Genomic DNA, 20,263 nt, shown 5'->3' with positions numbered 1-20,263 from the left:
TTTTCACTCCCTGACGTGATCGTATTCCTCCTCTGCTGATGCATTCTGAAACGGATCGGTAAAATGCGATCGATCGCGCTTTTTCCTCTCCGCATATGCAGTTCGCAACTGAAAGCGTGCAATCGCCTCTGTCGCGCAGTTGACGGGCCGGTGTCGCAGCGATACCCCTTCCAGGCTCGATTATCGTGCTATCTCGGCGGAAAACATGAATTCTCGGCATGGGGAGTGAGGCGTGACAGACAGGTTGGTGATTGTCGGCGCGGGGCAGGCGGGTTTTGCGCTCGCCGCGAAGCTGCGGGCTCTGAAGGATGCGCGGCCGATTACGATCGTCGGTTCTGAGACCGTGATTCCCTATCAGCGGCCGCCGCTTTCCAAGAAGTACCTGCTCGGCGAGATGGAATTCGAGCGGCTGACCTTCCGCCCCGAGACCTGGTATCCCGAAAACAACGTCGAGCTTCTGCTGTCGACCTATGTCGAGGAGATCGACCGCAAGGCGAAACGCGTGCGCATGCAGGACGGCGCGGAACTCGAATACGCAACCCTGGCGCTCGCCACCGGCTCGACGCCGCGCACGCTGCCGGCGAGCGTCGGCGGCGATCTCGACGGCGTCTTCACCGTGCGCGACAAGCGGGATGCCGATCTGCTCGCGGGCGAAATGCGGCCCGGCCGGCGACTCCTTATTATAGGCGGCGGCTACATAGGCCTCGAAGCGGCGGCCGTCGCCCGCCATCTCGGCCTCGAAGTGACGCTGATCGAGATGGCCGACCGCATACTCCAGCGCGTCGCGGCCAAGGAGACCGCCGACGCGATGCGCGCCATCCATCAGAGCCACGGTGTCGTCATCCGCGAGAAGACTGGTCTGCATCGCCTGATCGGCAGCCCGGAAGGGAATCACGTGCGTGCCGCCGAGCTTTCCGACGGCAGCACGATCGACGTGGACTTCGTCATCGTCGGCATCGGTGTGGCGCCGAACGACCGGCTCGCCCAGGATTGCGGCCTGGAGGTCGGCAACGGTGTTGTCGTCGACGAGTTCGCCCGCACCTCCGATCCGTCGATCTTCGCGGTCGGCGATTGCGCCATGCTGCCGTGGAAGGGCAGGCGCATCCGTCTCGAATCGGTACAGAACGCCGTCGACCAGGCGGAGGCGGCGGCCGCGATCATCGCCGGCGGCAATGCACCCTATGATGCGAAACCCTGGTTCTGGTCCGACCAGTACGACGTGAAGCTGCAGATCGCCGGCTTCAACATGGGCTATGACGAGACGTTCGCGCGCCCGGGCGTCCGCGAAGGCAGCCTCTCCATCTGGTATTTCCGGGAAGGGCGGTTCATCGCGGTCGATGCGATCAACGACGCCAAGGCCTATGTGACCGGCAAGAAGATGCTCGAAACCGGCATCGAGCCGGACAGGGCGGTCCTTTCCGATCCGGCGGCCGACCTCAAGCAACTCCTCGCCTGAAAGGAAGGCGCGCCATGCCGGCTCCGAAGAATCACTTCAAGGCGGCGCTGAAGGCGCACCAGCCGCAGATCGGCCTCTGGCTCAACATGGGCGAGGCGCTGACGGCGGAGATTGCCGGTCACGCCGGTTTCGACTGGCTGGTGATCGACGGCGAGCACGGGCCGAACGACCTTCGCAGCATCCTGTCCCAGCTTCAGGCGCTGGCCGCGTCGCCTTCGGAAATCGTCGTGCGACCGCCGGTCGGCGAGACCTGGATCGTCAAGCAGCTGCTGGATATCGGCGCCCGCACGCTTCTCGTGCCGATGGTTGATTCGGCAAAGCAGGCGCAGGAACTCGTGCGCGCGGTGCGTTATCCGCCTCAGGGCGTCCGGGGCGTGGGCGCCGCGGTCGCGCGCGCCTCCCGCTTCAACGCCATCCCCGATTATGCCGAGACGGCGGCCGACGAGATATGTCTCATCGTGCAGGCGGAAACGATGGCGGCGATCCGCGATCTCGAGAATATCGCCGCGGTCGACGGCGTCGACGGCATTTTCATCGGCCCTGCCGATCTTTCCGCCGACATGGGCTATCTCGGCCGCATGGAGGCGCCCGAGGTGCAGGAGGTGATCGAGAAGGCGATCGCCACGATCGTCAAGGCCGGCAAGGCTGCGGGCATCCTGACATTCAGCGAATCTCTCAACCGCCACTATCTCGATCTCGGCGCGAGCTTCGTGGCCGTCGGCGCCGATGTGGCGGAGTTCTCCGGTGCGCTCCGTGCGCTCGCCAGCCGCTACGGCCGCGGCGCCGGAGCATTGAAGCCGCGGTCCGGCTATTGAGGAGCGCGGCAAACGCATGCGGGGCGGAGCCGGAAAAGCACCGTCGAATCAGGCCGTAAACGCCTGAACCTTCGCTCCTCCCTCCGTTCTGCGCCTCCCGCGCGATTCGCGTAAAACTTTGCCGCGCCCGTCACAAAGGCCTTGCATTCAGGGGGGCTCTAACATAGTTAGACCGCGACGGAGAGGTGGCCGAGTGGTCGAAGGCGCTCCCCTGCTAAGGGAGTATACGTCAAAAGCGTATCGTGGGTTCGAATCCCATCTTCTCCGCCATTTCCGGCCCCAAGCGGCCCTTTCATCCTGCATACGACTTCCCGTTTTGATTGATCTTGTGCCGCCGCCCCGCTCTCGGAAGAGACGGCCGGATGCGGCCGCGCGGCGATTGTCCCCGGCAGGGCGGCGCTTGCGCTAAGTGACTGCCGGATAAGCCCTTTCTTAACAAAGCGTAAAATAAGCTCCGGGGTCGCGAGCCTCTTTGTGTCCTTTCGGCAACAGACTTCTGGGAAGCGGGTTTCGGAAGCCTGTCCGGTTGAAGTTCCAGATTGCATGGTCATTCGCGTCTTGTATTTTCACATTCGGAAGCGAGGCGGTGGATCGTCCTTCTTCTGGTAATCGACGGGGATGGGGCAGGGAACGCTGTCCTTCAGCAAAAAGAACCCAAACCCACACGAAACTTTTGACTGGAGGTCAAATAATGAACATCAAGAGCCTTCTTCTCGGCTCCGCTGCTGCCCTCGCAGCAGTCTCCGGCGCTCAGGCTGCTGACGCCATCGTAGCTGCCGAGCCGGAGCCGCTTGAATACGTCCGCGTTTGCGACGCATTCGGCACCGGCTACTTCTACATCCCGGGCACCGAAACCTGCCTCAAGATCGGCGGTTATGTCCGTTACGAGCTCGGCTTTGGCCCGGACGCTTATAATCCGGACGGCGCGATCGAGGCGAACAACGAAAGCGACTGGGATTCCTTCGCTCGTGTTCAGCTCGACATAACGGCGAAGAGCGACACCGAGCTCGGCACTCTTACGGGCCTTGCATCGCTGCGCTGGGAAGCTGGTGCGGACACCACCTTTACCGATAACACCAACACCGTTTACATCAACGAAGCCTACATCCAGCTCGGCGGCTTCAAGGTTGGTCGTTACTACAACCCTTGGGATAAGGGCATCAACGGCGAATCTGACTGGAACTCGGCCGCGTCCCCGAGCACGACCCGCATGAACTCTGTCGGCTACTTCTACACCGGCGATGCGTTCTCGGCTGGCGTGCAGCTCGACGAGCTTTCTCGTTCAGGCGGGCAGGAACTCGGGCTTGAAGGTATCGTAACTGCAAAGTTTGGTAGCGTTGCCTTCGACTTGCTTGGTGCTTACGACTTCGGCGCTGAAGAAGGTGCAATTCGTGCCCTTCTCTCCGCTCCGGTTGGTCCGGGTACCCTCCAGGCTCTTGCCGTATACTCCACCGGTCCTGGCGATACCTATGGCAACGCCTACTATAACCGCGGTGAATGGGCTCTCGCTGCTTCCTACGCCTTCAAGGCCACGGACAGGCTGACCATCACCCCCGGCGGTACCTATGTCTGGAGCGCTGAGGCTATCGGTGATGATTGGGGCGGCGACGACGCTTGGCGCGCTGGCGTAACGGTCGATTACACGATCGTTCCGGGCTTTGTCGCCAAGGTCACCGCGAACTACAACGATACGCCGGTTAACGAGTTCTGGGACGGCTTCGTTCGCCTCGACCGCACGTTCTAATGAACTTGAGACTCCCCCGGTTCGGGGGAGTCTCTTGATAAAGATGGTTGGCCCACGTGGCCTCCATATGGGGAGCTGAGACCGGGGGAATTGGCTGCATCTGCGGCCTGCATGTGTTTGATCCTTGTTGGATCGGACGAGACTAGCATTCATGGTAATTTGACTGGAGGTCAAAAAGATGAACATTAAGAGCCTTCTTCTCGGTTCTGCTGCGGCCCTCGCGGCAGTATCCGGCGCTCAGGCTGCCGACGCGATTGTCGCCGCCGAGCCGGAACCCTTGGAATACGTGCGCGTCTGCGATGCTTTCGGCACGGGTTACTTCTACATCCCCGGTACGGAAACCTGCCTCAAGGTCGGCGGTTATGTCCGCTTTGAGGTTGGTTTCGGCCCGGGCGCATATCAGGTGACCAACGGTGCTGGTGTCGTCACCGGTAACAGCGACTGGGATACCTACACCCGCGCCCAGCTCGACTTCACGGCCAAGAGCGACACCGAACTCGGTACGCTGACCTCGGTTGCCTCGGTGCGTTTCGAGTATGGTGATGACACCGTATTTACCTCGAACTCGAACGACGTTTACATCAACGAAGCATCTATTCAGCTTGGCGGCTTCAAGATCGGTCGTTGGCTGAACTGGTGGGATGAATACGATCTCCCGGGCGAACTCGACAACCTCGGCTCCCTGCGTCTGAACTCGATTCAGTACATGTACACCAGCGATGCGTTCTTCGCCGGTATCCAGGCAGACGAGCTGTCGTATTCGGGCGGCAATGGTGTCGGTATCGAAGCGATCGCACAGGCTTCCTTTGGCCCTGCGACCCTTCAGATCCTCGGCTCCTACGATTTGGAAACTGACGACGGCGCGATCCGCGGTATCGGCAGCGTCGCTATCGGCCCGGGCACGTTCTACCTGTCAGGTTTGTACTCGACGGGTAGAAACGCCTACTACGACGTCGGCGAAGCAACCGTTGCTGTCGCCTATGCCTGGAAGGCCACCGACAAGCTGGAAATCATTCCGGAAGCCCAGTACATCTGGAACACGGAACTCGTTGGCGATGACTTCGGCGGCGACGACGCTTGGGGTGTTGGCGTAACCGTCAACTACGAGATCGTCGAAAACTTCGCTGCCAAGGTTGCTGTCAACTATCAGGAAGTTGGCGACGACGACGGCACCGTACAGGGCATCGTCCGCCTGCAGCGCAACTTCTAATCCGATCTGATCGGATCAAGTTCGGAAGCCCGGCCTTTGCGCCGGGCTTCTTGTTTTTGAAGATGACGATGGGGAGCTGCCGGAGCATTGCTGACACTCAGAGGATGCCCGGAATACATCCGCATGATCTTCCCGGCAGACAAGGCAACTCTCTGATGGAGCGGCGCGAAAGCCGGGTCCGATATCGGCGCTGGGGTCGGGTCGCGGTCGCATTGGCGACGTGGCTTGGAAGAAGCGTCACCGATCGGTTCATGCGGGATGAACGGCTGCGCACCGCGTCACAGGTCACGGAGATCGGCAGCAGGGGCCAAGCCGTCGGTTACTGTCGCCCAAGCCGCAGGTCTGTCTCGATGTCGGCTTTCTGGCCGAGGCGGACCTTGTAGACCTGATAATTCTCCATCACCCGTTGAACGTAGTTGCGGGTTTCGGGGAAGGGGATGCGCTCGATCCAGTCCACCACCTCGTCGAGGGATTTGCCGCGGGGGTCGCCATAACGGGCGATCCACTCGGGCACCCGGCGCGGCCCGGCATTATAGGCGATGAAGGTGAGGATATAGGAGCCCCCGAACCGGTCGATCTGTTCGCCGAGATAGTGCGCGCCGAGCGTGGCGTTGTAGCCCGCATCCGTCGTCAGCCGCGCTGCGGCGTAGGTGAGGCCGTGGCGCTTGGCGACGCCCTGGGCGGTGCCGGGCAGGAGCTGCAGCAGGCCGCGCGCATTGGCCGGCGACACCGCGGCCGGATTGAAGGCGCTCTCCTGGCGGGCGATGGCATAGGCGAGCGCCTTGCCGGAACCGGCGATATCGGCGCCGGCCGGGATGACGCCGATCGGATAGGCGAGCGCCGCCACCTCGATGCCGCGGCCGAATGCGGTCTTGCCGATCTGCAGCGAAAGGGCGTGATTGTCCTTTGCCTCCGCGCGGGCCGCCAGAACGGCGAGTTCGCCGGGACTGGTCAATTCTTCCGCGAGCGCCCGGTAGAGCGCTTCGGCGCGCTTGCTGTGGTCCGCCGCCTCAAGGCGGGCGATCGCCCTGACGGCCTCGCGGTTGTCGAAATTCTGGCGGTCGCCGGCCGTCGGCTTGGGATAGGTGACGTCGAGCGTCTTGATGCCGAGGCGGGCGGCCGCGAGCTGGCCGTAGAACGTGCCGGAATAATGCGCCGCCTTGGTGAAGAATTCGCGCGCCGTGCCGGGCCCGCCGTCTTCGGCCGCGCGGCCGAGCCAATACCAGGCGCGGGAGGCCGAAAGCGGCCTGTTCGATGTGTCGAGGAGCTTGCGGAAGTGCTTCTCGGCGGTAGCCGGGTCGCGCAGCGCCCGCAGCGCGTACCAGCCCGCATGGAATTCCGCGTCGACGATGTCGGTGGAGGAGGTCGCGGCGTAATTGGACACCACCTTGTAGGCGAGCTTGAAATCACCCTGGTCGGCAAGCCCGCGCGCCACGATGCGCCGCTCGTTCCACCATTCGCCCGGATTGACCAGCTTGGCCGTCTCGCGCGGCGCCTTGTCCAGAAGTGCCGCGGCATCGCGATATTTGTCCTGCCGGCGGAGATATTCGATGCGGGCGAAAAGATAGCCCGCATCGTCTCTCCAGGAGCCGTCGACGGCATTGAGCAGGGCGCCGGCGTCCTTGGCGTTGCCGATCACCGCAGCCCAGGCCTTGTAGAGCGATTGGGCCTTGCCGAGATCGGCGAAGCGCTTCGCCTGGCCCGCGCGGCTCCTATACATCAGGTAGTCCATGCGCGCCTTGTGATCGGCAGCGGAGAAGAGCGCGGAGAATTCGGCGAGGATCTTGTCCTCGGTCTGCTTGTCGAGAGGCTGGGAAATCCAGATCTGGCGGAGCGGGCGGGCCGCCTCGGCGCTCCTGCCGGAGGCCACGAGCGCGCGGGCGAGAATGATCGCGCCTTCCGTCGTTTCCGGCCGGGTGGAGCCGAAGGCGGCGAGCACGGCGGAAGCCGGCGGGTTTTCCCTGTAAAGGGCGCGTTCGGAATTGGCCCGCAGGCTCTTGAGCCCCGGCCAGCCCTGAAGCTCCCGCTGGGCGGCGGCGATTTCGCCGGAGGGCACGCCCGGCGCGCCGGAGGTGGCGATCGCCCAGGTCAGGATATGCCGGTCGAGCGAACCTTCGGCGAGGCCGTTGCGGATGGCGAGCGCCTGCGCGATATCGTTGTCGGAAAGCGCGTCGAGACCCTCCTTGAGCATGACGGCGGGCTGCGGCCGCCCCGTCCGCGGGATCGCCCCCGTGATGTCCGGCACGGGCATCGCCGCGGGCATCGGGACGGTCGCCGGCCTCTCTGGTCTGACGAACGGCAGCGGCGCGACGCTGTCGGGAAGCGAAGCGGCAAAGCTGCGCACGCTCGCCTCGCCAAGCCCCAGGGCGACACCCAGGGTCGCAACGATCAGAACGGGCCTGTTCATCCGGTAACTCGCGATAAAGATTATTGAACCCCTATTAGCCGTCCGCTGGATTAATGAAACCTTACCATACTTATGAAAATGCGCGATTTCTTATATGGGATTCCGCATGAAATCCGGTGTCGTCGCGCTTGTCGCCGCTTTCCCTCCGCTTTATGGTGCGCGACCTGCGAGGCTGTCGGAAAGATGGTCCGCCGCGTTGCGGTCCGGTCCGTCCGAAGTTCCTGGTCGCCTCGATTAATCACGGATTGCGGCCGAAGCATGAACTGCGGCCGATTGGGAGTTTTGCATGTTCAAGGGATCAATGCCCGCGCTCGTCACCCCCTTCACCGCCGAAGGCGCGGTGGATGAAGCGGCCTTTGCCGCCCATGTGGAATGGCAGATCGGCGAAGGCAGCAGCGGTCTGGTGCCGGTCGGCACGACCGGTGAATCGCCGACGCTCTCCCATGACGAGCACAAGCGCGTCGTGGAACTCTGCATCGAGGTGGCGAAAAAGCGGGTTCCCGTCATTGCCGGCGCCGGCTCCAACAACACCAGGGAAGCGGTCGAACTGGCCGTGCATGCGGAAAAGGCCGGCGCCGACGCCGTCCTGGTGGTGACGCCCTATTACAACAAGCCGACCCAGAAGGGCCTGATCGCGCATTTTTCGGCGATCGCCGAAGCCACGAAGCTGCCGATCATCATCTACAACATTCCGCCGCGCTCTGTCATCGACATGTCGCCGGAAACGATGGGCGCGCTCGTCAAGGCGCACCGGAACATCGTCGGCGTCAAGGATGCGACCGGCAAGCTGGAGCGTGTCTCGGAGCAGCGCATCACCTGCGGCAAGGATTTCATCCAGCTTTCGGGCGAGGATGCCACCGCGCTCGGCTTCAATGCGCATGGCGGCGTCGGCTGCATCTCGGTCACGGCCAATGTCGCGCCGCGTCTCTGTGCCGAATTCCAGGCGGCGACGCTTGCCGGCGATTACGGCAAGGCGCTGGAATACCAGGACCGGCTGATGCCGCTGCACAAGGCGATCTTCATGGAGCCCGGCCTCTGTGGCGCGAAATACGGCCTCCACAGGACCCGCGGCATGAACCGCACGGTGCGCTCGCCGCTCATCTCGACGCTGGAACCGGCGACCGAAGCCGCGATCGATGCGGCGCTGCGTCATGCGGGGCTGTTGAACTGAGCATTCCGGCAAGGGGCGGTGGCCGGCATATCTTTGGGCAGTCCGTAACACCCCCCTCTGTCCTGCCGGACATCTCCCCCTCAAGGGGGGAGATCGGATAACAGCCAAGTTCGGCTCTCTCAACAGAGGTCGAAGATGCCGAAGTGAAACGACGGTGATGTGGGAAGCCCATGCGTCTTGCCGATCTCCCCCCTTGAGGGGGAGATGTCCGGCAGGACAGAGGGGGGTAAAATCAGCCCGTGTCGCCATGGAATTTGCAGTAAACCAAAGACGCAAAAGCTTCACATTTCCCCTCTCGCGCATTAGATAGGACCGGAACCCCGCTCATAGCCCCATCGCTCGGGATTATGGGCGGGGATTTGTTTTCGATAAAGGGCGGAACGGAATTCGGTCATGGCACCCAAAGGCAGCCAGCGCACGGTGAACAAGATTGTCGCGGAGAACCGCAAGGCCCGCTTCAATTACGAAATCGTCGATACCTATGAGGCCGGCCTGGTGCTGACGGGGACCGAGGTCAAGTCGCTGCGCGACGGCAAGGCGAATATCGCCGAATCCTACGCGTCCGACGAAGGCGACGAGATGTGGCTGATCAATTCGCATCTGCCGGAATATCTCCAGGCCAACCGCTTCAATCACGAGCCGCGCCGCCGCCGCAAGCTTCTTTTGTCGAAGCGCGAGATCAACCGGCTGCGCGCCGCCATCAATCGCGAAGGCATGACGCTCGTGCCGCTGAAGATCTATTTCAACGACAAGGGCCGTGCCAAGCTGGAGCTCGCGCTCGCCAAGGGCAAGAAGCTGCACGACAAGCGCGAGACGGAGAAGGAACGCGACTGGAACCGCCAGAAGTCGCGGCTTCTGAAAGCGAACTGACCCGGCATGGAGAGCTTGCGCATCACTGTCGGCCCGTTCGCCTTCATGGCGCGCTTCGAGCGCGAGAAGGCACCGGAAACCTGCCGCATCTTCGAGACCTTCCTGCCGTTCCGCAACCAGGTCATCCATTCCCGCTGGAGCGGCGAGGCGGTCTGGGTACCGCTCGGCGATTTTGATTTCGGCGCCGGTTTCGAGAACCACACCTGCCACCCCTCGCGCGGCGATATCCTGCTTTATCCGGGAGGCCACAGCGAGACGGAACTGCTGTTTGCCTATGGCAGTTCCTCGTTTGCGAGCAAGATGGGGCCGCTTGCCGGCAACCATTTCCTGACCGTCACCGAAGGCCGCGAGCAGCTCGAGGAGATGGGCAGGCTGGTGCTGTGGAAAGGCGCTCAGGCGATCGGCTTCGAAGCGCTCTGAAGAACGGCCATGAACTTTGCCCTTCGCCATCCGTTGAGAGGGCGGAGGTTGCATATGGCCTATGCTGATATCATCAGGGATGCGATCGACCGGCGCAAGGTCCTCGAACTCCGCTACAAGGACGTGGCGCGCAAGGTGCGGCCGCATATCCTGGGTTATGTGGGCGAGGGGGAGCTGGCCCTGAGCGGCTGGCAGATTTCCGGCACCGGGGCCGGCTGGCGGCTTTTCCATGTGAACGACATCAGCGCGCTCTCCGAGACGGAACAGAGTTTTCACGGTACGGCGCGCGGTTACAATCGCAACGATCCGGCCTTCTCCCGCATCATCGACCGCATCTGACGCGCTGTCTCCAGGAACAAAGTCCGCGGCCGCCCGTTGGGCTTTCTTCTGTGAACGCGAGCGGGCGATGACGCGAAAGAAAATCCTCACCTGTCTCATGCTGGTGGTCGGCTTCGGCCTGGCGGGTTACCTTCTTTACCACACCTTCCGCGAACATTCGGTCTCGGAGATCGTCGAATCCGTCCGGGCCATCCCGACCGTCAACCTGCTGGCCGCGCTCGGCTTCGCCTTCGGCTCCTATCTCTGCCTGACCGGCTTCGACTGGACGGGCGTGCGCTACGTGAAGAACGGCCTTCCCTATCCCAAGATCGCGCTCGCCTCGTTCGTCTCGCTGTCGATCGGCCAGAGCGTCGGCCTCGCGGGCCTGAGCAGCGGCGCGCTGCGGTATCGCTATTATGCCCATTGGGGCATGAGCACCGAGGATATCGCCAAGATCGTGCTGCTCTCCGGGGTCACGGTGGGCATCGGCATGGCGGTGCTGTCCGGCATCGTCCTGGTGCTCAACCCCGGGGATGCCGCTGCCGTGCTGCATTTGAGGGAAGGCGTCATCGTCGGGATCGGCATCGCCTGTCTCGCCGCGACGGCCGGTTACCTCGCGCTTGCCGCTTTCGTCCGTGCGCCCTTGAAAATACGGTCCTGGACGTTCCGGATGCCGGTGCTGAAGATCGCGATCGCCCAGGTGGTGATCGGCACGCTGAACTTCGCGCTGGTCTCCGCGTGTCTGCGCGAGGTGATGGCGGCGAGCGCCGATGTCAGCTACCTGAAGGCCGCCACCGCCTTCGTGCTTGCCAATCTGGCGATCCTCATCACCCACGCGCCGGGCGGTCTCGGCGTGCTGGAGGCGACGGTCCGGCATGTGATGGGTGATGCCGCGTCGATCGGCTCGCTGGTCGCCTTCCGGGTGATCTACTTCTTCATCCCCTTGTTCATCGGCCTGCCGCTGTCGCTGATCGTCGAGGCGGTTTTCCGTGTCCGGAAGGCGAAACGGCAGTCGCAAGATGGACTTTCGCTGAGCGAGGTGGCGCCGGCCCAGAATCTTGTCTGATGAGTGTCGGAAGAGGAGGGTGGCAGGCCGCCCCTTCTCCCCAGCGGGGAGAAGGTGGTCCGCAGGACCGGATGAGGGGGCGAAGCCACCATCGGTCGATGCCGCATTTGCCGCATGTGCACCCCCTCATCGCCTCGCTTCGCTCGGCACTTCTCCCCGCTGGGGAGAAGAGGGCGCAAGCCGAACTGGCTCGCTTCCTCCATATGCGATTGCCCCCGCCCGCGAAGGAGATCCCAAGCAGCGCGCTCTCCCCTTCTCCCCAGCGGGGAGAAGGTGGTCCGCAGGACCGGATGAGGGGGGCGAAGCCAAAATCCGGCGCCGCGCCTGCCGCGTGTACACCCCCTCATCGCCTCGCTTCGCTCGGCACTTCTCCCCGCTGGGGAGAAGAGGAGTTCGTGCCACCGGCTTCCTCAGACAACCAGGTTTGCTACTTGGCATGTGCCGGGCAGGAAGTCCTGTTGTTTGGGGAAGACGGCGCTCCCATCCGATCTCCCCCCTTGAGGGGGAGATGCCCGGCAGGGCAGAGGGGGGTGACGCGACGCACACCGCCCGATCTTTCCGACTATCCTAACCGCCCCTCTTCACCGCCATCCGCCTTTCATGCTCCAGCAGCCAGCGCTTGCGCCAAAGCCCGCCGCCGTAGCCGGTCAGGCTGCCGTCGGCCGAGAGCACCCGGTGACAGGGGATGACGATGGCGATCTGGTTGGCGCCGTTGGCGCCGGCGACCGCGCGGGTGGAGGAGGGCAGGCCGAGTTCGGCGGCGATCGCGCCGTAGGTGCGCGATACGCCGACCGGAATGGCCCGGAGCGCCTCCCAGACCTGCCGCTGGAACGGCGAGCCGTGGCCGGCGATCCGCGTCTTGAAACCGAGATCCTCGCCTGCGAAATAGGCGTTCAGCTCGGCTTCGATCTCGTCGATCGGCGGGTGCCTGCCCATGACGATGCCGCTGCCGGTGAGTTTCTGCAGTCTGCGGATCTCGGCCGGCAGCGCCTTGCGCTCGGCGAATTCGAGAAGATGCAGGGCGTGGCCGTCGGCGATCGCCATCATCGGCCCGATCGGCGTCTCGATCCAGTCTGCCCGGAGCAGGGTCTTGTCGCGCAGGTTTGCCGGTGCCGCGCCGAAGAGTTTGGTGACGGCGCCGCGGAAGCCGCTGCCGGATTCGTAACCGGCGTCGAGCTGCGCGTCGATGACGCTCGCACCCGAGGTCAGCGTCTCGGCGGCCTTTCCCATGCGCCGCAGGCGGGCGATCTCCAGGAAGCTCATGCCGAACTGCCGCTTGAAGGCACGCCGCGCGGTGGAGGGATCGATGCCGAATGCGACGACGTCGTCCTCGCTCCAGCGCCGGTGCGGATCGGCATCGAGCGCATCGAGCAGCCGTGTCACCATCGGGTCGGCCTCGCCGAATTTCAGCATCGGCCGGCAGCGGCTGCAGGGGCGGAAACCCGCCTCCAGGCACTGCGCGATCGTTTCGAAGAAGGTGGTGTTCTCGCGCTTCGGCTTGCGGGCGGGGCAGGTGAGACGGCAGAAGATGCCGGTCGTCTTCACCGCCGCCCAGGCAAAGCCTTCGTAGGCCGCGTCGCGGGCGATGAGCGCGTCGTAGAGAATGTCGTCGGAAGGGCGTTCGAAAAGCATGTTGCTTTTCTAGCAGAAGGCGGAAAAAGGCGCCGCCGAAAAACGGGCGCCTATTCTTGTCCGCGGGTCAGAGATCGGCCGCCTCGGTCGGCTCCGTCGGACGGACGGGGCGCTCGGAGGGATCGCGGCCGACTTCGGCTTTGAGCGTCATCAGGTCGATGAAATGGTCGGCCTGGCGGCGCAGGTCGTCGGCGATCATCGGCGGCTGGGTCTGCATGGTCGAAACGACCGAAACCTTGCGGCCCTTGCGCTGCAGGGCTTCCACCAGCGTCGTGAAATCACCGTCGCCGGAGAAGAGCACCAGGTGGTCGACGGTCTCGGACTGTTCCATGGCGTCGATCGCGAGCTCGATGTCCATATTGCCCTTGATCTTGCGGCGACCCATCGAATCCGTGAATTCCTTGGCGGGCTTGGTGATGACCTTGTAGCCGTTGTAGTCGAGCCAGTCGATCAGCGGGCGGATGGAGGAATATTCCTGATCCTCGATCAGCGCGGTGTAATAATAAGCCCTCAGGAGATAGCCGCGCTTCTGGAAGGCCTTCAACAGTTTCCGGTAATCGATGTCGAAGCCCAGGCTTTTCGAAGCAGCGTAGAGGTTTGCGCCGTCAATGAAGAGAGCAATCTTCTCTCTTGGGTCAAACATTTGGTCTCCATCCCCTTAGTTCTTATGAACCTGCTTTGCAGGTGGAGCCTTGGTCAATATAAGTTGAACCAAATCCCCTATTAATCCACTACATTACGATCTATTCATATATTTGTCATTTATGGCACGATTTATAATAATCCAAGCAACTCATGATTGAATTTCGCAACTGTCCCAAGGGAGCGGGGCCGGAGGGCGGCCGAAAGCCGCTTGACAGGAAAAACTTGAATTTGCCGCGCAATGGCTGTATCGGGCGTAACAATTCCAGAAATCATGACCCAAAGGACAGGCAATGGCCCGTGTCACAGTAGAAGATTGCATTGACAAAGTCGACAACCGTTTCGAGCTGGTCCTGCTTGCGAGCCACCGCGCCCGCCAGATTTCGCAGGGTGCGCCGATCACGATCGACCGCGACAATGACAAGAACCCGGTCGTCGCCCTTCGCGAAATCGCCGACGAGACGCTCTCTCCGGACGACCTCAAGGAAGACCTCATCCATTCGCTGCAGAAGCATGTGGAAGTGGACGAGCCCGAGCCCGATCCGGCTTCGCTGATCGCCGCCGGTGGCGTCGCGGTCGCCTCCGATCGCGACGAGGAAGAGGACCTTCCGGAAACCGTCACTTTCGACCAGATGTCGGAAGAGGAGCTTCTGGCCGGCATCGAAGGCCTCGTGCCGCCGGAAAAGAGCGACGATTACTGAGCGTCAGCAAGTTTTCGTTCATCCTCTCGCCCTAATCTGGCTGGATGTCTTATGATGGCCGCGCCGATCGTCAGATCGGCGCGCCATTTTCTTTTCGTTCAGGGCGTCTATCGAGGACAGAATACAGGATGATGCGGCAATACGAGCTCGTGGAGCGGGTTCAGAAATACAAGCCCGAAGCCAACGAAGCTCTCCTCAACAAAGCCTATGTCTATGCCATGCAGAAGCATGGCCAGCAGAAGCGCGCCAGCGGCGACCCTTACATCTCCCATCCGCTCGAAGTCGCCGCCATCCTCACCGACATGCATCTCGACGAGTCGACGATCGCGGTCGCTCTGCTGCACGACACGATCGAGGACACGACCGCCACCCGCGCCGAGATCGACGAGCTCTTCGGCGAGGATATCGGCCGTCTGGTCGAGGGCCTCACCAAGCTGAAGCGGCTCGACCTCGTCTCCAAGAAGGCCAAGCAGGCGGAAAACCTTAGAAAGCTGCTGCTCGCCATTTCCGACGACGTGCGCGTGCTGCTCGTCAAGCTCGCCGACCGGCTCCACAACATGCGCACGCTGGAGCACATGAAGCCGGAGCAGAAGGCGCGCATTTCCGAAGAGACGATGGATATCTATGCGCCGCTCGCCGGCCGCATGGGCATGCAGGACATGCGCGACGAGCTGGAGGAGCTCTCCTTCCGCTACATGAATCCGGAAGCCTACGAGACCGTCACCAAGCGCCTTGCGGATCTCGAAGCCCGCAACCAGGGCCTCATCAAGAAGATCGAGGACGAGCTGCGCGAGCTCCTGATCGCCAACGGTCTCACCGATCCCTTCGTCAAGGGCCGGCAGAAGAAGCCCTATTCGGTCTTCCGCAAGATGCAGTCGAAGTCGCTTTCTTTCGAGCAGCTTTCGGACGTCTACGGTTTCCGCATCGTCGTCGGCGACATTCCGTCCTGCTACCGCGCGCTCGGCATCGTCCATACCCGCTGGCGCGTCGTGCCGGGCCGTTTCAAGGACTATATCTCTAACCCGAAGCAGAACGACTACCGTTCGATCCACACGACCATCGTCGGCCCGTCGCGCCAGCGCATTGAGCTGCAGATCCGCACCCAGCTCATGCAGGAGATCGCCGAATACGGGATCGCCGCCCATGCCCTCTACAAGGACGGCCGGGCAGGGGAGCTGCTGCCGAAGGAATCCAACGCCTATTCCTGGCTCCGCCACACGATCGAATCGCTGGCCGAAGGCGATAACCCGGAAGAGTTCCTGGAGCATACCAAGCTCGAACTCTTCCAGGACCAGGTCTTCTGCTTCACGCCCAAGGGCAAGCTGATCGCGCTCCCGCGTGGCGCCACCCCGATCGATTTCGCCTATGCGGTCCACACCAATATCGGCGACACGACGGTCGGCGCCAAGATCAACGGCCGCATCATGCCGCTCGTCACCCGCCTCAACAACGGCGACGAAGTGGAGATCATCCGTTCCGGCGTGCAGGTGCCCCCGGCCGCCTGGGAGGAGATCGTCGTTACCGGCAAGGCGCGCTCGGCGATCCGCCGCGCCACCCGCATGGCGATCCGCAAGCAATATGCCGGCCTCGGCCACCGCATCCTGGAGCGCACCTTCGAGCGCGCCGGCAAGGTCTTCTCCCGCGAGGCGCTGAAACCCGCGCTGCATCGGCTGGCCTACAAGGATGTCGAGGATGCGATCGCCGCCGTCGGCCGCGGCGAGCTCTCGTCGCTCGACGTGCTGCGCGCCGTCTTCCCGGACTACAAGGACGAGCGCGTCACCGTGAAGCCGGCCGATGACGGCTGGTTCAACATGCGCAGCGCGTCGGGCATGATCTTCAAGCTGCCGGACCAGCGGCGGATGGCGGCGGAGGAAGTCGAGGCGGGGCCGGACCCGCTGCCGATCCGCGGCCTTTCCGGCAACATACAGGTCAAGTTCGCCCCGAGCGGCGCGGTGCCCGGCGATCGCATCGTCGGCATCATGGAGAAGAACAGGGGCATCACCATCTATCCGATCCAGGCCTCCGCCCTGCAGCGCTTCGACGACCAGCCGGAGCGCTGGATCGACGTGCGCTGGGATCTCGACGAGGCGAACAAGTCCCGTTTCCCCGCCCGCATCGAGGTCAACACGCTGAACGAACCCGGCACGCTCGCGACCGTCGCCCAGACGATCGCCAGGCTTGACATCAACATCCGCACGCTGACCATGGGCAGCAACCGCGCCGACGATTTTTCCGAGATCACCATGGAAGTCGAGGTCTGGGACCTGCGCCAGCTGAACCAGCTCCTGTCGCAGCTGAAGGAGCTCGACGTCGTGGCGAACGTCAAACGGGTATATGACTGAGCCATCGGCTCGTCCGGGCGCTTGCCTTCCGCCCCGCGCATTCCACTTTAAATGCTGTGGCGGATAGGAGGCGGTTATGTCCGATGATCACAAGGCCGCCCTGGTGCGGATAACCGGTCGGGTGCAGGGCGTCAGTTACCGTATCTGGACGCGCAACGAGGCGACACGGCTCGGTTTGGCGGGCTGGGTCCGCAACGAGGAGGATGGCTCCGTCACCGCCTTGGTCGCAGGTCCCGATGCCGCGGTCTCGGCCATGATCGAGCGCTTCTGGCACGGGCCTCCCGGCGCATCGGTTTCCGGCGTGGAGACGCAACTGACCGAGCTCGCGGAGATGCCGGCGGGATTCCGCATCACCGGCTGATGCGGTCGGGGCATCCGGACGCTGTTGCCGTGGCGCCGTCATCTCGATCCGGCATGCCCAAACACGATTCGCTCATCGGAGGAGTGCACGTAATGGCTGACGAAGTGTCCGGCAAATCGGCGAAAGCCGCAAGAAAGACCACCGACAAGCCGGCGGCCGGAGAGCCGGTTCTTCTCTCGGGCGGAAACCCTCAGATCGCCAAGGGTTACGGCGATGCCCCGGTGCAGGCCTATATCGCGGCCATGCCGGGCTGGAAAAGCGATCTCGGCCGCCGCCTCGACGCGCTCATCGAGCGCGAGGTGCCCGGCGTGCGCAAGGCGGTCAAATGGAACACGCCTTTTTACGGCGTCGAGGACGACGTCTGGTTCGCGGCCTTCCACTGCTTCACGAAATACGTGAAGGTGACCTTCTTCCGCGGCACGTCGCTGCAGCCGGTTCCGCCCGGCACGTCCAAACATCCCGAGGTCCGTTACCTCGACATCCACGAAGGCCGGTTCGATGAAGCCCAGTTCGTCGATTGGGTGAAGCAGGCCAGCCGACTGCCCGGCGAACGCATGTGAGCGGGCGGCACGGGATGCTTGGTGTGAGCCGATATGGGAGACGGAGCCTTGACGAGGACGCCTGATCGGCCGCTCACGGGGACGGAGCGCGTGAGCAAGCAGGCGCGGGAGCGCATAGGCCAGCCTCCCGAGCTGTTGCGCCGCCTGCTGCGTGCGAAAGACCGGATGGATGCCGCCTCGCACGAGGAATGGCCCGTGCCGCGGCTGGCGCGCGTGAGCGGCGTCTCCGAGGCTCATTTCGCGCGATCGTTCAAGGAAGCCTTCGGCGTCCCGCCGCACCGCTATCTGCTGACGCGTCGCATCGAGCGGGCGAAGGCGCTGCTTCGGGATACTGACCTGCCGATCACCGAGATCGCGTTCCAGACGGGATGGAACAGCCTGGGTACGTTCGGGCGCACGTTCCGCGACGTCACCGGCGAGAGCCCCGGTGAGCTCCGTGCGCGTGAGAAAGCCGCTGGACACCAGCTCGAGCCGGTGCCGGCCTGCTTCCTCAGCGCCGCCCACAGGCCCGACCTCAAGACCGCAGTTTTGGAGAAGCGGCGGCAGGACGCGGACGGTAGTATGAGCGGGTCCCAACAGATGGAGGTCCCATGAGCCAGGGTGTCGGAGTAGTCGGTTTGTATGTTCGCGATCAGGAGGAAGCGCTCCAGTTCTATGTCGAGAAGCTCGGATTCCGCGTCCACACCGATGCGCGGAACGGCGATTACCGCTGGCTTACGGTGCAGCACCCCGACCAGCCGTCCTTCCAGCTCGGCCTGTTCATGCCGCAGCCGCCGGTGCTCGACGATGCGACCGCGCAGGCCCTGCGCGAGATCGTGGCGAAGGGAGCGATGCCGCCGCTCGTGCTCGTCGTCGACGACTGCCGCGCCGCCTACGAGCGGATGCGCGCCCGCGGAGTGGAGTTCACGCAGGAGCCCGTGGACCGCTACGGTTCCGTGGATGCCGGCTTCCGCGATCCGTCGGGGAACGGGTGGAAGATGATCGAAGCGCGGCGGGATGCCGGGCGAGCTTGAACGGCGCCCTGGTTGGGCGTCATAGGCGGCGAGCCGGGCAGGGCGTCTTTCGGGTTCCCCCGTCGCCCGGCCCGGCTGGATGCTTTATCGCGGTCAGAACGAGAGCGTGGCCGCTCCCTCCTTGATCTCGGCATGCATGGCGCTCGCACCGACGATGACGACGCCGTCGAGGAGGTCGTCCTGCTCGTAGCCGCGCGACTTCACGCAGGGCGGGCAGGCCCAGATCGTGCCGCCGCGGTTCTGGAAATCCTCGATCGATTTTGCGAGCGGATCGAGCGGGGGAACATGCGTCATGCGCTGGCCGCCCTTTCGCACCAGATCGATCGCCGTGCTGGTGAGGAATACCGAGACCTTGAGCCCCGCGGTGATGCCGCCGTTGGCGATGGTGAAGGCGACGGACGAAAGTTCGGAATCGATGCCCTTGGTGACAAGCACGACCAGTTTGTCAGTTGAAGTTTGCATAGTATTCTCCGGCGAGTGAGTTGAACGTATTCACTTTAGGAAGGCGGGCGGCACCCGTCTTTGGCCGAAATGCGGGAAACCTTGTCCGAAAATCCTGGACCTGCGCGCGGTGTGGCGCGGGACGACGTGCTGTCGGCGCTGCTGTCGACGATCCGCCTTTCGGGATCGCTGCAATTCTGCTTCATGCCCTCCGGCGACTGGCAGACCGACGATAAACCCGCCATGGCCGGCCTTTCGGGAAAGGCGGTCGGCACGATACCGTTTCACATCCTCGTCGCGGGCGATTGCTGGCTGAAGATGGAAGGCGAAGAGGCGAGGCTGGAGGCGGGCGACGTGCTTGTCTTCCCCTTTGGCACGGGACATCAGCTGGGCGCGGGAAGCGGCGGCGTGCTGGTCGATCCGGTGGGCGGATTGCCGCCGAAGCCCTGGCGGCAGATTCCCGTTCTCCGGCATGGCGACGGCTCGCAAGGGGCAAGGCTGCTTTGCGGTTATCTGGAGTGCGGTGCGCTGAGTTTCGCGCCGCTGAGACGGGCGCTGCCGAAGCTGATCCACGTGAAGACGCGCGGCGCCAACGACGGAGACTGGCTGCGCGCCACCATCGGGCAGATGGTGGACGAGGTCGACAGGCCGCGTGCGGGCGGGGTCTCCATGCTGCCGAAGCTCACCGAAATCATCTTCATCGAAATCCTGCGCCACCAGATCATGATGGCCGAACCGCGCGATGTCGGCTGGCTGGCGGCACTTGCCGACGCGGCGCTGTCGCGCTGCCTCTCCCTCATCCACGACGACCCGACGCGCGACTGGTCGCTGGAGGACCTGTCGGCCGCATCGGGCATGTCGCGCAGCGTGCTGGCGGAACGTTTCCAGACGATCCTCGGTACCCCGCCCATCAGATATGTGCGCGACTGGCGGCTTTATCTGGCGAGCGTGGCTCTGGCGACGACCGGCCGGGCGGTCGCGGCGATCGCATATGAAGCCGGATATGCGACGGAGGCGGCGTTCAATCGCGCCTTCTCGCGGGCCTTCGGCACGCCGCCGGCGACGTGGCGCGCGATGGCGAAGGCTTGAGCATG

General features: G+C 63.5%; 20 protein-coding genes and 1 tRNA gene. 17 read left to right on the top strand and 4 right to left on the bottom strand.

Annotation, left to right across the window (positions count from 1 at the left end):
• Positions 1–232 precede the first annotated feature (232 nt).
• The 5 genes from QTA58_RS02030 to QTA58_RS02010 all read left to right on the top strand — a co-directional run bounded on the left by QTA58_RS02030 (position 233) and on the right by QTA58_RS02010 (position 5,225).
• A complete protein-coding gene (locus QTA58_RS02030) occupies positions 233–1,456 on the top strand; it encodes an FAD/NAD(P)-binding oxidoreductase (RefSeq protein ID WP_289671525.1) in 1,224 nt (407 codons plus the stop codon).
• A gap of 14 nt (positions 1,457–1,470) precedes the next feature.
• Positions 1,471–2,271 (top strand): HpcH/HpaI aldolase/citrate lyase family protein, encoded by an 801-nt coding sequence (locus QTA58_RS02025; protein ID WP_289671524.1) that lies wholly within the window; start codon positions 1,471–1,473, stop codon positions 2,269–2,271.
• Positions 2,272–2,450: 179 nt separating this feature from the next.
• Positions 2,451–2,541, top strand: a tRNA-Ser gene (locus QTA58_RS02020).
• A gap of 421 nt (positions 2,542–2,962) precedes the next feature.
• Complete coding sequence (locus QTA58_RS02015) at positions 2,963–4,015, top strand: porin (protein WP_085422825.1); 1,053 nt, start codon at positions 2,963–2,965, stop codon at positions 4,013–4,015.
• A 178-nt stretch (positions 4,016–4,193) separates the two neighbouring features.
• Positions 4,194–5,225: a porin gene (locus QTA58_RS02010; RefSeq protein ID WP_085422826.1), complete on the top strand. Its 1,032-nt coding sequence runs from the start codon at positions 4,194–4,196 to the stop codon at positions 5,223–5,225.
• Positions 5,226–5,544: 319 nt separating this feature from the next.
• Here QTA58_RS02010 and QTA58_RS02005 read toward each other — a convergent pair whose 3' ends face one another.
• A complete protein-coding gene (locus QTA58_RS02005; protein ID WP_289671523.1) occupies positions 5,545–7,632 on the bottom strand; it encodes a lytic transglycosylase domain-containing protein in 2,088 nt (695 codons plus the stop codon).
• Between the two features lie 286 nt (positions 7,633–7,918).
• On the opposite strand from QTA58_RS02005, the gene dapA reads away from it, so the two are divergent.
• The 5 genes from dapA (at position 7,919) to QTA58_RS01980 (ending at position 11,477) form a co-directional block, all read left to right on the top strand.
• Entirely contained in the window at positions 7,919–8,803 is an 885-nt protein-coding gene (dapA, locus tag QTA58_RS02000) for a 4-hydroxy-tetrahydrodipicolinate synthase (RefSeq protein WP_289671522.1), read from the top strand.
• A gap of 393 nt (positions 8,804–9,196) precedes the next feature.
• Entirely contained in the window at positions 9,197–9,673 is a 477-nt protein-coding gene (gene smpB, locus QTA58_RS01995) for an SsrA-binding protein SmpB (protein WP_085422829.1), read from the top strand.
• A 6-nt stretch (positions 9,674–9,679) separates the two neighbouring features.
• On the top strand, positions 9,680–10,093 hold the full coding sequence (locus tag QTA58_RS01990) for a DUF3830 family protein (protein WP_289671521.1): 414 nt from the start codon (positions 9,680–9,682) through the stop codon (positions 10,091–10,093).
• 54 nt (positions 10,094–10,147) lie between these two features.
• Positions 10,148–10,432 carry a WYL domain-containing protein gene (locus QTA58_RS01985; protein ID WP_289671520.1) on the top strand — a complete coding sequence of 95 codons (285 nt, stop codon included), beginning with the start codon at positions 10,148–10,150 and terminating at the stop codon, positions 10,430–10,432.
• A gap of 67 nt (positions 10,433–10,499) precedes the next feature.
• Positions 10,500–11,477, top strand: a complete 978-nt coding sequence (locus tag QTA58_RS01980) for a YbhN family protein (RefSeq protein WP_289671519.1) — start codon at positions 10,500–10,502, stop codon at positions 11,475–11,477.
• Positions 11,478–12,044: 567 nt separating this feature from the next.
• Here the strand turns inward: QTA58_RS01980 and QTA58_RS01975 are convergent.
• The gene (locus tag QTA58_RS01975) at positions 12,045–13,109 is read right to left on the bottom strand and encodes a trifunctional transcriptional activator/DNA repair protein Ada/methylated-DNA--[protein]-cysteine S-methyltransferase (RefSeq protein ID WP_289671518.1); all 1,065 of its coding nucleotides are present in this window, start codon (positions 13,107–13,109) and stop codon (positions 12,045–12,047) included.
• A gap of 67 nt (positions 13,110–13,176) precedes the next feature.
• Positions 13,177–13,752, bottom strand: a complete 576-nt coding sequence (locus QTA58_RS01970; RefSeq protein WP_085422834.1) for an NYN domain-containing protein — start codon at positions 13,750–13,752, stop codon at positions 13,177–13,179.
• A gap of 292 nt (positions 13,753–14,044) precedes the next feature.
• Between QTA58_RS01970 and rpoZ the strand changes: the two genes are divergently transcribed.
• The 6 genes from rpoZ to QTA58_RS01940 all read left to right on the top strand — a co-directional run bounded on the left by rpoZ (position 14,045) and on the right by QTA58_RS01940 (position 18,728).
• A complete protein-coding gene (gene rpoZ / locus QTA58_RS01965; RefSeq protein WP_085422835.1) occupies positions 14,045–14,452 on the top strand; it encodes a DNA-directed RNA polymerase subunit omega in 408 nt (135 codons plus the stop codon).
• A gap of 128 nt (positions 14,453–14,580) precedes the next feature.
• Positions 14,581–16,794, top strand: a complete 2,214-nt coding sequence (locus QTA58_RS01960; RefSeq protein WP_085422836.1) for a bifunctional (p)ppGpp synthetase/guanosine-3',5'-bis(diphosphate) 3'-pyrophosphohydrolase — start codon at positions 14,581–14,583, stop codon at positions 16,792–16,794.
• 76 nt (positions 16,795–16,870) lie between these two features.
• On the top strand, positions 16,871–17,155 hold the full coding sequence (locus QTA58_RS01955; RefSeq protein WP_289671517.1) for an acylphosphatase: 285 nt from the start codon (positions 16,871–16,873) through the stop codon (positions 17,153–17,155).
• 92 nt (positions 17,156–17,247) lie between these two features.
• The gene (locus tag QTA58_RS01950; protein WP_289671516.1) at positions 17,248–17,715 is read left to right on the top strand and encodes a DUF1801 domain-containing protein; all 468 of its coding nucleotides are present in this window, start codon (positions 17,248–17,250) and stop codon (positions 17,713–17,715) included.
• Positions 17,716–17,880: 165 nt separating this feature from the next.
• Positions 17,881–18,309, top strand: coding sequence for a helix-turn-helix transcriptional regulator (locus QTA58_RS01945; RefSeq protein WP_289673334.1), 429 nt, complete (start codon positions 17,881–17,883; stop codon positions 18,307–18,309).
• Positions 18,306–18,728 carry a VOC family protein gene (locus tag QTA58_RS01940; RefSeq protein WP_289671515.1) on the top strand — a complete coding sequence of 141 codons (423 nt, stop codon included), beginning with the start codon at positions 18,306–18,308 and terminating at the stop codon, positions 18,726–18,728. Before QTA58_RS01945 ends, QTA58_RS01940 begins: the two co-directional genes overlap by 4 nt.
• A 93-nt stretch (positions 18,729–18,821) precedes the next feature.
• On the opposite strand, the gene QTA58_RS01935 is transcribed toward QTA58_RS01940, so the two are convergent.
• Positions 18,822–19,190 carry a DsrE family protein gene (locus QTA58_RS01935; RefSeq protein WP_289671513.1) on the bottom strand — a complete coding sequence of 123 codons (369 nt, stop codon included), beginning with the start codon at positions 19,188–19,190 and terminating at the stop codon, positions 18,822–18,824.
• 69 nt (positions 19,191–19,259) lie between these two features.
• Here QTA58_RS01935 and QTA58_RS01930 point away from each other — a divergent pair, with 69 nt between their 5' ends.
• Complete coding sequence (locus tag QTA58_RS01930) at positions 19,260–20,258, top strand: AraC family transcriptional regulator (protein ID WP_289673332.1); 999 nt, start codon at positions 19,260–19,262, stop codon at positions 20,256–20,258.
• Positions 20,259–20,263: the final 5 nt, after the last annotated feature.

This window comes from Neorhizobium sp. CSC1952, from assembly GCF_030378245.1.
Classification (GTDB): domain Bacteria; phylum Pseudomonadota; class Alphaproteobacteria; order Rhizobiales; family Rhizobiaceae; genus Neorhizobium; species Neorhizobium oryzae_A.
This window is presented reverse-complemented; position numbering and strand designations above follow the sequence as displayed.

Coding starts and splice junctions, on each gene's coding strand:
- QTA58_RS02025 (WP_289671524.1), top strand. CDS start 1,471: ATGCCGGCTCCGAAGAATCACTTCAAGGCGGCGCTGAAGGCGCACCAG.
- QTA58_RS02015 (WP_085422825.1), top strand. CDS start 2,963: ATGAACATCAAGAGCCTTCTTCTCGGCTCCGCTGCTGCCCTCGCAGCA.
- QTA58_RS02010 (WP_085422826.1), top strand. CDS start 4,194: ATGAACATTAAGAGCCTTCTTCTCGGTTCTGCTGCGGCCCTCGCGGCA.
- QTA58_RS02005 (WP_289671523.1), bottom strand. CDS start 7,632: ATGAACAGGCCCGTTCTGATCGTTGCGACCCTGGGTGTCGCCCTGGGG.
- dapA (WP_289671522.1), top strand. CDS start 7,919: ATGTTCAAGGGATCAATGCCCGCGCTCGTCACCCCCTTCACCGCCGAA.
- smpB (WP_085422829.1), top strand. CDS start 9,197: ATGGCACCCAAAGGCAGCCAGCGCACGGTGAACAAGATTGTCGCGGAG.
- QTA58_RS01990 (WP_289671521.1), top strand. CDS start 9,680: ATGGAGAGCTTGCGCATCACTGTCGGCCCGTTCGCCTTCATGGCGCGC.
- QTA58_RS01985 (WP_289671520.1), top strand. CDS start 10,148: ATGGCCTATGCTGATATCATCAGGGATGCGATCGACCGGCGCAAGGTC.
- QTA58_RS01980 (WP_289671519.1), top strand. CDS start 10,500: ATGACGCGAAAGAAAATCCTCACCTGTCTCATGCTGGTGGTCGGCTTC.
- QTA58_RS01975 (WP_289671518.1), bottom strand. CDS start 13,109: ATGCTTTTCGAACGCCCTTCCGACGACATTCTCTACGACGCGCTCATC.
- QTA58_RS01970 (WP_085422834.1), bottom strand. CDS start 13,752: ATGTTTGACCCAAGAGAGAAGATTGCTCTCTTCATTGACGGCGCAAAC.
- rpoZ (WP_085422835.1), top strand. CDS start 14,045: ATGGCCCGTGTCACAGTAGAAGATTGCATTGACAAAGTCGACAACCGT.
- QTA58_RS01960 (WP_085422836.1), top strand. CDS start 14,581: ATGATGCGGCAATACGAGCTCGTGGAGCGGGTTCAGAAATACAAGCCC.
- QTA58_RS01955 (WP_289671517.1), top strand. CDS start 16,871: ATGTCCGATGATCACAAGGCCGCCCTGGTGCGGATAACCGGTCGGGTG.
- QTA58_RS01950 (WP_289671516.1), top strand. CDS start 17,248: ATGGCTGACGAAGTGTCCGGCAAATCGGCGAAAGCCGCAAGAAAGACC.
- QTA58_RS01945 (WP_289673334.1), top strand. CDS start 17,881: ATGGATGCCGCCTCGCACGAGGAATGGCCCGTGCCGCGGCTGGCGCGC.
- QTA58_RS01940 (WP_289671515.1), top strand. CDS start 18,306: ATGAGCCAGGGTGTCGGAGTAGTCGGTTTGTATGTTCGCGATCAGGAG.
- QTA58_RS01935 (WP_289671513.1), bottom strand. CDS start 19,190: ATGCAAACTTCAACTGACAAACTGGTCGTGCTTGTCACCAAGGGCATC.
- QTA58_RS01930 (WP_289673332.1), top strand. CDS start 19,260: ATGCGGGAAACCTTGTCCGAAAATCCTGGACCTGCGCGCGGTGTGGCG.